12 protein-coding genes and 1 tRNA gene are annotated in these 11546 nt (G+C 36.3%); 7 read left to right on the forward strand and 6 right to left on the reverse strand.

Features of this window, described 5'->3' with window-relative positions:
- The first annotated feature begins 20 nt into the window (after positions 1 to 20).
- From HME9304_RS07320 to HME9304_RS07335, 4 genes are all read left to right on the forward strand, one after another.
- Entirely contained in the window at positions 21 to 1169 is a 1149-nt protein-coding gene (locus HME9304_RS07320) for an NAD-dependent epimerase/dehydratase family protein (protein WP_112377964.1), read from the forward strand.
- A 79-nt stretch (positions 1170 to 1248) separates the two neighbouring features.
- On the forward strand, positions 1249 to 2484 hold the full coding sequence (gene dcm / locus HME9304_RS07325) for a DNA (cytosine-5-)-methyltransferase (RefSeq protein WP_112377965.1): 1236 nt from the start codon (positions 1249 to 1251) through the stop codon (positions 2482 to 2484).
- Complete coding sequence (locus HME9304_RS07330) at positions 2474 to 3085, forward strand: hypothetical protein (RefSeq protein WP_112377966.1); 612 nt, start codon at positions 2474 to 2476, stop codon at positions 3083 to 3085. Before dcm ends, HME9304_RS07330 begins: the two co-directional genes overlap by 11 nt.
- Before the next feature lie 65 nt (positions 3086 to 3150).
- Positions 3151 to 3711: a hypothetical protein gene (locus HME9304_RS07335; protein ID WP_112379759.1), complete on the forward strand. Its 561-nt coding sequence runs from the start codon at positions 3151 to 3153 to the stop codon at positions 3709 to 3711.
- Positions 3712 to 4044: 333 nt separating this feature from the next.
- Here the strand turns inward: HME9304_RS07335 and HME9304_RS07340 are convergent, their stop codons facing one another.
- From HME9304_RS07340 to rpiB, 3 genes are read right to left on the reverse strand one after another with little or no spacing between them, the layout of a single operon-like run.
- Positions 4045 to 4485: a GNAT family N-acetyltransferase gene (locus HME9304_RS07340; protein ID WP_112377967.1), complete on the reverse strand. Its 441-nt coding sequence runs from the start codon at positions 4483 to 4485 to the stop codon at positions 4045 to 4047.
- Positions 4485 to 5405 carry a cation diffusion facilitator family transporter gene (locus HME9304_RS07345; RefSeq protein WP_112377968.1) on the reverse strand — a complete coding sequence of 307 codons (921 nt, stop codon included), beginning with the start codon at positions 5403 to 5405 and terminating at the stop codon, positions 4485 to 4487. The genes HME9304_RS07340 and HME9304_RS07345 overlap by 1 nt, the downstream gene beginning before the upstream one ends.
- An 11-nt stretch (positions 5406 to 5416) precedes the next feature.
- Positions 5417 to 5848 carry a ribose 5-phosphate isomerase B gene (gene rpiB, locus HME9304_RS07350; protein WP_112377969.1) on the reverse strand — a complete coding sequence of 144 codons (432 nt, stop codon included), beginning with the start codon at positions 5846 to 5848 and terminating at the stop codon, positions 5417 to 5419.
- A gap of 593 nt (positions 5849 to 6441) precedes the next feature.
- Between rpiB and rnr the strand changes: the two genes are divergently transcribed.
- The 3 genes from rnr to HME9304_RS07365 are packed head-to-tail and all read left to right on the forward strand — an operon-like array spanning position 6442 to position 10038.
- On the forward strand, positions 6442 to 8640 hold the full coding sequence (rnr, locus tag HME9304_RS07355) for a ribonuclease R (RefSeq protein ID WP_112377970.1): 2199 nt from the start codon (positions 6442 to 6444) through the stop codon (positions 8638 to 8640).
- A gap of 35 nt (positions 8641 to 8675) precedes the next feature.
- Positions 8676 to 9359, forward strand: coding sequence for a head GIN domain-containing protein (locus HME9304_RS07360; RefSeq protein ID WP_112377971.1), 684 nt, complete (start codon positions 8676 to 8678; stop codon positions 9357 to 9359).
- A gap of 4 nt (positions 9360 to 9363) precedes the next feature.
- Positions 9364 to 10038: a LysE family translocator gene (locus tag HME9304_RS07365; RefSeq protein ID WP_112377972.1), complete on the forward strand. Its 675-nt coding sequence runs from the start codon at positions 9364 to 9366 to the stop codon at positions 10036 to 10038.
- A gap of 14 nt (positions 10039 to 10052) precedes the next feature.
- On the opposite strand, the gene HME9304_RS07370 is transcribed toward HME9304_RS07365, so the two are convergent.
- The 3 genes from HME9304_RS07370 to HME9304_RS07380 all read right to left on the reverse strand — a co-directional run bounded on the left by HME9304_RS07370 (position 10053) and on the right by HME9304_RS07380 (position 11535).
- A tRNA-Cys gene (locus HME9304_RS07370) sits at positions 10053 to 10123 on the reverse strand.
- Positions 10124 to 10166: 43 nt separating this feature from the next.
- Positions 10167 to 10532 (reverse strand): dihydroneopterin aldolase, encoded by a 366-nt coding sequence (gene folB / locus HME9304_RS07375; RefSeq protein WP_112377973.1) that lies wholly within the window; start codon positions 10530 to 10532, stop codon positions 10167 to 10169.
- Between the two features lie 43 nt (positions 10533 to 10575).
- Complete coding sequence (locus HME9304_RS07380; RefSeq protein ID WP_239023414.1) at positions 10576 to 11535, reverse strand: PorP/SprF family type IX secretion system membrane protein; 960 nt, start codon at positions 11533 to 11535, stop codon at positions 10576 to 10578.
- Positions 11536 to 11546: the final 11 nt, after the last annotated feature.

Genomic DNA, 11546 nt, shown 5'->3' on the forward strand with positions numbered 1-11546 from the left:
CCATAATAGAATTAATCCATATGAATAAAAGAACTTTTATTAAAACGGCAGGGGCCGCTACGGCGTTGGCTTTTGTGAACCCATTGAGAGCGTTGACCTTTGAAGCGCCCAAAGAAAACGGAAAACAAGTCTTGATTTTGGGAGGCAGGGGATTTATAGGGCCAACTATAGTCAATGCATTTTTGGCATCTGGATATCAGGTCACATTATTGAATAGGGGCAAGACCAATACGCATCTTTTCAAAAATCTTGATGTAATTATATGTGACCGGGAAAAAGAAAATAAACAGGGATTGAAGGCTATCGAAAAAAAATACAAACACATGTATTGGGATATAGTAGTCGACACTTGGCAAAAATCGCCAAAAGCAGTTTCAGATTTCCTTGATGAATTCAAGGGGCGTTTTGGACATTATCATTACATATCGACCATTTCCGTTTATGACAAATGGGATAAAAAATTCATTGAAGAAACAGAGCCATTAAATCCTCTTCCAAAATTCCCGGAGACCATTAGTGAGGATTACAGGTACGCCATAAGAAAAACACTTTCGGAAGAAGCCATTAGGGAGAGAATAAGCAACTACACCATCTATAGATCACATGGAATGAAGGACTACAGGGTTACAAGACCAGGTGATCCCAATGCCGAACCATTTTGGCCCGTACGCTTTTATCGTGGAGGAGAAATCTTATTGCCAGATGTACCTCATCACCATATTCAAATTACGGACGTAAAGAGTATGACAGATTTTATTGTTCATTGTTCAAAAACAAAAACTTTTGGGTCGTTCAACGTTGCCCACCATCCTATGCCTTTTAAGGACTACATATCCGGTCTCATACATGCTACGCAAATGCCAAAAAAATTGCACTGGGTTGACGGTAATTTTCTAATTGAAAATGGATTGTTGCCATATAGCATAGTTCCTCTTTGGAGAACCAAACCAGCAGGGTCCTATTGTTTTAATGTTCAAAAAGCAGTGAATGCTGGTTTGATCAATCGTCCAGTGGTCGAAATGGTTACGGACCAAATCAACGGATATTTAAAAAGGAATCCAAAAGATGATGTAAGGTTCGGTGAAATTGTAAATGGAGAACAAATGAAATACTATTCTGTAGGCAAAGAAAAGGAGGTAATACAGAAATGGCTTTCCAAATCCAGTTAATGAACTGGCTTAGAATTTTTCCATGTACTAAAATGTTGTCATTTTTGATAACCCCACAAACAAATCCTACTTTTGAAAAATGCAACAACTTACCGTTTGTGAACTTTTTGCAGGTGTTGGCGGGTTTCGATTAGGATTGGAAAACACGGAGAAATTCAAGGTTATCTGGAGCAACCAATGGGAGCCTTCCACAAAAAAACAACATGCTTCCTTAGTCTATGAAGCCCGTTTTGGTGCCAAGAACCATTCCAATGTAAATATCGAAGAGGTTCCAACATCAAAAATTCCCGATCACGATATGTTGGTGGGCGGATTCCCCTGTCAGGATTATTCCGTAGCCACCACACTTAAGAATTCAAAAGGATTGATCGGCAAAAAAGGGGTGCTCTGGTGGTCCATTCATCGTATTCTTTCAGAAAAAGAAAAAAAACCAAAGTACCTTCTGCTTGAAAATGTAGATCGGTTGTTGAAATCACCCTCCAACCAAAGGGGCCGTGATTTTGCCTTGATGCTGAAAAGTCTTTCTAATTTGGGCTATGCCGTTGAATGGCGGGTTATCAATGCTGCGGACTATGGTATGCCGCAACGCAGAAGAAGAGTGTTCTTTTTGGGGTACCACAGGTCAACTTTAATTTATCAAAAGCTTCAAAATTCCAATACTAAGAATTGGTTGGTAAAAGACGGTATTCTTCCTACTGCTTTTCCAGCTGATACCGTTTCTAAAACTATTTCTGATTTTGGATTGGAAGGTGACCTGGTATCATTGTCTAATTTATTTAACAAAGATGGAGGACTTTCTCCTTTTTTAAATTCAGGGGTTTGTATAGATGATATGGTCTCAACTATTAAAACTGCCGCATGTTATGATGGCGATAGAAAAGTTATCGCTGATATCATGGAAAATGGCACTGCCGATCCCGAACTTTATATTTCGGAAGAAGAGCTTCCCAAATGGGAATATTTAAAGGGTGCGAAAAAAGAGATGCGGAAAACCAAATCTGGTTTTAAGTACAACTACAGCGAGGGCAGTATGATATTTCCTGATGCATTAAATCAACCATCACGTACAATTATTACGGGTGAAGGTGGCAAATCCCCTTCACGGTTCAAACACGTGGTTGCAACAAAAAAAGGGCTTAGAAGGTTATCCCCAATAGAGTTGGAACGGTTGAACATGTTTCCCGATGACCATACAAAATTGGAAGGTATTTCCGATGCAAAAAGAGCGTTCTTTATGGGAAATGCGCTTGTTGTTGGGGTGGTAGACAAAATTGGTGATGCCTTGGTCAAAAAAATAAAAAAGCTTGAAAAGTAGTTTCCTGTCCGATTTATCAAAAGAAAAAAGGCTTTCAAAGTTTCTGGACGCATACTATGCTAAATACCTTCGGCACTATGTTTTTGAACGTATTTATGATTTAGAAGAACAAAAAGCTGGGGTCGACGTAATTTTTAAGAGCAGAAAAAACAACTCACTGTTCTATGTTGATGAAAAGGCCCAACTGGACTACCTTAACGATAATCTCCCCACTTTTGCCTTTGAACTCTTCTATGAAATCAATGGGAAACAAAAACAGGGCTGGCTGTTCGATAAAAACAAGAAAACGCAATTCTACGCGCTGGTAACGGGCATATATACAGATGCTATTGCTGATTTTACTTCTTGTTGCATTACGCTTGTCAATAGGGAAAAACTAATTGTCTATTTGAATTCCCTAGGACTGACCCAAGAACATTTTGAGCATTTAAAGGCTATTTCGGGTAACTTTCATGGAAAAATGCAATTGGAAGCAATCGATTCAAGACACCAAGGATATGTCTTCTTTTCTAGAAAAAATAAGGTGGAACAACCCATAAACCTCATTTTGAGATTGGACTTTTTGATTGAAATAGGGGTTGCAAAAAAAATACCAAATTGACCAAATCCTTAAATTAGGCCAATTTTATCCATGATAATGTGGCAATAAATACCCAAAAAAGTACCATGAAATACATTTTACTTCTTTTTGTTGTACTGTCAATTTCTGGTTGCTCCAAAAAAAAGGATATAGCAACAGACCAGGTAAGGAAATACTATGAAGGCTTTAAAAATTCGGATTATGACCAGATAAGAGGTTCGATAAGCGATAGCCTAACCATTACCGAAGGCGACTACACAATGCCCTTTACCCCTAAGAGTTTTTATGAACAGTTTAAATGGGATTCCGTCTTTAAACCTGATTATCATTTGATGGAGTTGGAAAATGAGGGAGAACAAATCATAGCTACTGTATCCGTAAAATCCAAAAAGTTCGAATTTTTGAAAAATAATCCGCTCACTTGCAGACACAGGTTCCATTTTAAATCTGGGAAAATAACCAAGATAGAGAACTTGGAGTGCATTGATGCTGATTGGGAAATATGGGAAAAAGAAAGGGACTCCCTGGTCAAGTGGATTGAGGTTAACCATCCCGAACTTAACGGATTCGTCCATGACTTGAGCATGAGAGGCGCCAAGGATTATTTGAATGCTATTGAATTGTATAAAAATCGCGCAATTGAATAGCACTTATTTAATTTTTAGAGGTTAGTTGAGCGCTACTTACTTTAAGGTGAGTTCGATATAAAACATGAAAGAATTGTAGACGAATGTCATTAATTATGTTGGCCGTCACTCCGAGCGCAGTCGAGAAGTCCTCATGATTTAAACTTTTAAGCAGGTCTCGACTGCGCTCGACCTGACATTAGTTCAAATGAATAGTAGTCTGCACGCAGTTCAATTTTTAGGGGTATGTGTGTTAAAACATTACATTTTTATTATCACCCAAAAATTGAAATCAGTTTTAACACGACGCTGAATCAAGATTTCCGGTTTTCAGAATGCACAAAGGGTTAAAATCTAATTTCTCTTCATTCTGATGTGGGGAATACCATCTTCCAAATATTCTTCCCCGAAAGGAACGAAACCCAAATCAGTATAAAACTTTACAAGATAGGTCTGTGCCGATAGCTCGATGATTACACTGGAAAATCTTTTGTTTATTTCTTCTAAAGAGGCTTCCATAATCAGTTTGCCATAGCCATATTTCCTCTCTTCTTTGGCTACTACGACCCTTCCTATGCTTACGTTGTCAAAATAATCCCCTGGTTTAAAAATCCGGGTATACGCAACTACCTTTTCATCTTTTTTACCAAAGACATGCAACGCTTTTTGGTCCTTATCATCCAAGTCCTGATAGATACAGTTCTGTTCTACAACAAAAACTTCGCTCCGTAAACGCATGATATCGTAGAGTTCTGTGTTGGAAAGTTCATTGAATGTTTTGCTACATACTTTCATTAATCCTGAACAATAACATTTTTAGAATCACATTTATCAAATTCTGGCTGAATGTTCACGTGATTTATTCCATGTTTATGGTAAACGTGTTCTTCTATTTCTTCCAAGATTTCATCGAATTCGGACAACCTAATGTCATTCTTAAAGTCTATGTGCGCCTCTAAATGTATTTCGTCCTCATTCAATTGCCAAATATGAACGTGATGTACATTTTTAACAGACTCAATAGTACAAATGGAGCTTACAATATCTTTCACCACAATTGATTTTGGTGTGAACAACATCAATACTTTAGTGGATTCTTTCAATAAATCGAACCCCATATAAATAAGATAAATGCCAATAGCCATGGTCAGGACCGCATCAATCCAAAAAACCTGGTAAAACTTCATTAAAATTCCTCCGATGAGTACAGCTACGGAAGCCATCATATCTGTCAATAAATGTAAATATGCTGACTTCATGTTCATATTTCCCTTAGCATCTTTTTTTAGCAACAGAACACTTAAACCATTGGCAACAATACCCAATAGGGATAACCAAATCACTAGATCTGAAACAATTTCCTTTGGTTCAACGAGTCGTTCAACTGCTTCAACCATCAAAAATATAGCCACCACCATCAAGGTTGCCGCATTGATAAAGGCAGCCATTATCTCCGCCCTTTTATATCCAAAAGTTTTAAAGGACGACGCTTTCTTTTTTCCCAAACGGGTAGCGATATAACTGATAATCAATGAAAGGACATCGCTGAAGTTATGTAACGCATCTGATAATAGTGCAAGACTCCCTGAAATGATTCCCCCTATTACTTGAGCTATCGTAATTGCAATGTTGAGAAAAATGGAGATGAGTAGGTTTCTCCCTTTTAAATCCTTATGGGAATGTGAATGACCATGGTGATGATGGTGATGTCCCATGAAATCTTTATTTATCTACAGGGAATCTTTTCAATTCTCCTTTCATGCCTTCCTCCTTCAAACTTGGTATTTAAAAAAGTTTCGACCATATCCAATGCTTGTGGAAGAGCTATAAAACGTGCTGGAAGACTTAAAATATTGGCATCGTTATGTTCTCGCGCCAAAGCAGTTATCTCTTTAGTCCAACATAGTGCTCCTCGTATGTTTTGATGTTTGTTGATGGTCATACTCGCTCCATTTCCACTCCCGCATACTACAATCCCCATATCTGCATTTCCTTCTTCAACATCTGTTGCCACAGGATGTACAAAATCTGGATAATCTACACTTTCCGTACCGTCCGTACCATAATTGATGATCTCAATTCCTTTCGACTTTAACAACCCTATTATTGCCAGTTTATATTCAGTTCCTGCATGGTCGTTACCTATAGCTATTTTCATATATCTTGTTTTAATTGGGGTGCATTACAAAAATACAATTCTTTTTATGGAGCCATGTTGATAAAAACTATTAAGTACCTCCATTTCATTAGAACACAGTTGATTGTAAAATACTTGGTTTTGTTGATTTTTTTGAAAGAAATAGCAGCAACTAAATTTTGATTTTAAAAAAAATAATCACAATAGTATTTTTTTGTAATCAGTAACTACTATTCAATTAAAAAACAATCAACACTTAAAAAACATTTTACTGTACTAGTTAACATTAAAAATACATTTAGTTTTCAATAAATTCATGTTAAGAACACTTATCAAATATGGTTTATAAAAGACCTAACTCTTTGATTTTTACATTTTATTCCATGTGACAAATTGTGAACAAAAATATTTCTATGTTCAGAGCAACTTTTTTTCGGATTACTTATTCCACATTTCAACACACTATCATAATCACCATTTTTATTTAAAATTTTAAAAAAAGAAAATAGTATTATGAAGTATTGTTGATAAAATCAATTTTGATTTACGATTAGTTTCTCTTCGTACTAAGGTCAAGGATTATAATTTGTATTTTTCGAAAAATTAAAATTTAAATGTCAAAGAAAAAGAAGAGGACCAGAAGTCAGCGAAAGAATGAGATAACAAAAGGCATTTTTACAGTACTTGAAAAAGAACCTTCAAAAACCTTCAATTATAAACAGATAAGTGCAAAGCTTGGTATTACAGATACGCATGATCGTAATGAACTTATTAAGCGTTTGGGTCAGTTAAAGGCAAACGACAGAATTTTAGAAGAAGAAAAAGGAAAGTTTAGGAAGAAACCTTCACTCCACACCTATTTAACGGGAACCGTTGATTTGACCACTAGCGGAAATGCCTACATTATAATCGATGATATGGATGATGACGTTTTCGTTCCCTATAATCGATTGAACAAAGCATTGCATGGCGATACTGTGGAGATTTTTCTTAAACCAAAACGAAAGGGAAAAAAAGCAGAGGGAGAAATATCAAAAGTAATTGAGCGAAAGAAAACCTCCTATGTTGGAATTGTCGACAAACAAAAGACGTTTGCTTTTGTAAGGCCGTCCGACCCACGAATGTATACTGATATTTTTGTACCCGTGGAAAAGCTAAAAGAAGCTGAAGATGGGGACAAGGTGTTGGTAGATTTGGGAGAATGGCCAGATAATGCCGATTCGCCTTACGGAGAGGTCACACAAATTCTAGGGAAGCCAGGAGAGCACAATACGGAGATACACTCCATTTTAGCGGAATACGGACTGCCCTATGAATTTCCTTATGAAGTAGAGCAATTTGCCAATACGTTGGATACTTCGATTAAGGAATCAGAAATTGCAAAAAGAAGGGATATGCGGGATGTGCTCACATTTACCATAGACCCAAAGGATGCCAAAGATTTTGATGATGCACTTTCTTTTCAAAAACTGGAAAATGGGAATTATGAAATAGGAATCCATATTGCGGATGTATCGCATTATTTACAACCGAACACAATTTTGGAAGATGAAGCATACGAGAGGGCTACTTCTGTATATCTTGTTGACAGAGTGGTACCTATGTTGCCCGAAGTGTTATCCAATAATGCCTGCTCACTTCGGCCGAATGAGGAGAAATATACATTTTCTGCCATTTTTGAAATGGACTCCAATGCAAATCTTATAAATCAATGGTTTGGGAGAACGGTGATCAATTCCAATGAACGCTTTGCCTATGAAGAAGCACAGCACATTATTGAATCGGGGAAAAGGATGATTCCAGATAATATCTCTATTAGAAATTCCGGTTATAACGTCTCTGACGAAATTGTGGAAGCAACATTGACTTTTAATAAGTTGGCCAAAATCATGCGAAAACAACGCATGGACGATGGTGCTATTTCTTTTGATAAAATTGAGGTAAGATTTAATTTATCTGAGAACAATGAACCAGAAGGTGTTTATTTCAAAGAAGCAAAAGATGCCAATAAATTGATCGAGGAATTTATGCTCTTGGCAAATAAGAAAGTTGCAGAATTTATAGGCAAGCAAAAGAAAACCTTTGTCTACCGTATTCATGATGAGCCAGACGAAGAGAAACTAATGGCACTGAACGGGGTAATTTCAAGATTTGGTCATAGTATAGACCTAAAAGATAAAAAGAGCTTGAACAACTCTTTAAATCAATTATTGAAAGATGTAAAAGGAAAGAAAGAACAAAACCTTGTAGATACCCTTACCATTAGAAGTATGAGTAAAGCCATCTATACAACGGAAAATATCGGTCACTACGGACTAGGTTTTGAATACTATACACATTTTACATCTCCTATTAGGAGGTATCCGGATGTTATGGTCCATAGGTTGCTGCAGTATTATTTAGATGGGGGTAAACCACCAAAAGAAATGGTTTACGAAGAAAAATGTAAACATTCATCCAGCATGGAAATTTTGGCTGCAAGTGCGGAACGGGATTCTATAAAATATATGCAGATTAAATTTATGCAAAACCATAAGGATTCTGAATTTTTGGGTGTCATATCTGGAGTCACGGAATGGGGCATCTATGTAGAAATAGTCGAAAACAAATGTGAGGGTATGGTGCGGATTAGCGATATAAAAGATGATTATTACACTTTTGATGAAAAACAATATGCTATCATAGGAGAACGGACCAATCGCATGTATCAATTGGGTGATGAAGTTTATGTGATGGTAAAAAATACAGATTTAGTGAAGCGTCATTTGGATTTTTCGTTGATTGGTAAGAAAAGTAATACTATTTTGGAATAAAACTTGTTATTCTTTTGAGAATCAAATTTTAACACATGAAAGTAGTAGTGAAAATTTTATTGGTATTTCTTTCATTTCAAGGGTTGCATTCACAAAATGAAAAGATTACCCAAGAGCTTAAAAATTTTACCGAAGTAAAAGGTTTTGACGGACTTTCCATAAACTTGATCAAATCAGATGCAAATAGAGCCGTGATCACTGGAGCAAATACCAAAAAAGTAGCCATTGTCAATAACGCGGGCGTATTGAAATTACGTATGGAAATCGATAAGATTTTTAGTGGATATAGAACATTTATAGATCTGTACCATACAGATGAAATTAAAATTATTGATGTAAACGAAGATGCCAGAATATCTTCGGAAGATCCCGTCATACAGGATATCTTGGAACTTAAAGCGCAGGAAGGTGGAGAATTGGTCATTAATTGTCAAACTGAACAACTATTGATAAAAGCGGTAACAGGAGGAAAAATCACAACTATTGGATTTTCCGATAACCAAGACGTAATTATTAATACGGGAGGGGTTTATAACGGAAAAGGATATAAAACAAAATTTACGACAATATCAGTAAATGCAGGTGGAAATGCTTCTGTTTATGCCACGGAATATGTACAGGCCAATGTAAAGGCGGGCGGAGAAGTTTTGGTTTATGGAAATCCAGAGAAAATGGACGAGAAAACTGTTTTTGGAGGTAAAATCAAACGCATGGATTAAAGTTATGATGGATGATATACAGGCTGCAATTCCCTTAGGATTCCTACTGAGTTTTATGATAGGACCTGTATTTTTCGTGCTTTTGGAAACCAGTGCTACCAAAGGTTTCAGGGCAGGCGTTTTCTTTGACATAGGAGTTATTATCGCGGATATTGTTTTTTTGACCATTGCTTACTTCAGTAGTTTTCAATTGTTGGAAAACCTAAGCAACCAACCAGGTTTATTTGTCTTCGGAGGTACTATTTTGCTTGTTTATGGAATAGTAATTTTTATAAAAAAAACAAGGAAAAAAGCAAATCTAAAAGCATCAACAGGTACTTATTTGGGACTTGTGGTCAAAGGGTTTTTGTTGAACTTTATCAATATTGGCGTTTTGGTATTTTGGTTGGGTCTTATTGTAATCGTAGGGCCAAGTTTGGATAACGAAGGTGACAGGATATTGGTTTTTTTTAGTACAGTACTCATAGTTTATTTTATCACGGATTTGGTTAAAATAATTCTTGCAAAACAATTGAAAAGATATTTGACCCAAGAAAGAATACTTCTGATAAAAAAGGTGTTGGGAATCGTTATAATTGTTTGTGGTATTGTTCTAATAACAAAAGGATTCCTTCCAAAGGAAAAGTTCAACATACAGGATGGGATAGAAAGGATAAGTGAAAAAAAGCCGGCTAATTAGCCGGCTTTTTTTTGAGGCATCGAGCGGATTCGAACCGCTGTACAAGCTTTTGCAGAGCTGTGCCTAGCCACTCGGCCACGATGCCATTTTAGTGGTGCAAATGTACTACTTTTTTTAGCTTACCCAAATCATTTCATTGGGCTATCAGCTCCTAAAACTACAGCAACACTTTCTACATCGCCACCAATAGGCGGATTGATTTTTGATACTGCAATTTCAGCTTTTGTAATTGAGGGAAGCTCTAAAAAGATACGATCTATGATACGTTTGGCCACATGCTCAAGAAGATTAGAACGGACAGCCATCTCTTCTTTAACAATATTGTTTAAATGAACATAGTCCACAGTTTCGGAAAGCTTATCGGATGCTGAAGGTTTTGACAAATCTGAATGGATTTCCAGGTCTACTCTATAATCACTTCCAATCAGCATTTCTTCTTTAAGGCACCCATGATTGGAATGTACCCTAATATTGTTCAGTTTTATTTTCCCCACAATTCTTAAATTAAGAGGGACAAAAATAACTTAAACCAATTGATTAATACATACACCTACAGTTGCTGATACCTTGAAACAAATCCATGCCCACTGTTAGTACATGTGTTCCTTGACTATAGCCCAATATTTCGTTGGTAATGACCTGATAGGAATATCCAAAATAGAAGTTGCTTTTTTTAAGACCCGCAATAGGAGCAACATATAGAGGTTTGCCTACTTGATCGTTCAAAAAACGATAGGTAATACCAACATAATAATAATCCTCAAAATCATGAAAGCGGAATTTTGTATTCAAATCCGTAACGGAACGGCCATCACTCTCAAATAACTGAAAAAAGATGGAAGGTTCTATTTCCAGCTTACTATTTTTACTTTTACTAAAATTATATCCAGTATATACGTAATAATTTCTTAGTTGATTTGGTTCATTAATAACATTTGCCGTATTAAAATTTGTTAAATCCTTGTTAAGGATATTTGAAGCATTTAATGTAAAATAAAATTTATTATAACGATATAAAAATCCTAAATCAAAATTGTGATTGGTAGTGGATTTATCATCTTCTGGTAATTGCCCATTATTTTCTTGTATATCCTCGATATCAATTCTAAATTGGTTAAAGTTGTATGAAACACCAAAAGATAGAAAGACATCATCATACCGATTTAAAGTAAGATGATGAGCAAAAGAAATCCGTGAACCTCTTTGCCTAGTACGACCATTACTATCATTATACAATAACAATCCAACGCCCGATCTATTACCTATTCTTGCATCGGCTGCCAAGGTCTGCGTGTCAGGAGCATCCTCTATGCCCACCCATTGGGTAAGGCCATTGAGTCTAACTTTTATGTGATCTCCTATTCCCGCATAGGTAGGGGACATTAAAAAAGGATTGTCCGCAATATATTGGGATAGCTGCGGAATGGTCAATTCCTGTGCTGTAACACTTACAATGAAGCAAAATATAAAGATTGAGGTTGAGATTTTTTTAAACATGCTGCTGTAGG

Source organism: Flagellimonas maritima (genome assembly GCF_003269425.1).
In the GTDB taxonomy this organism is placed as follows: Bacteria; Bacteroidota; Bacteroidia; order Flavobacteriales; family Flavobacteriaceae; genus Flagellimonas; species Flagellimonas maritima.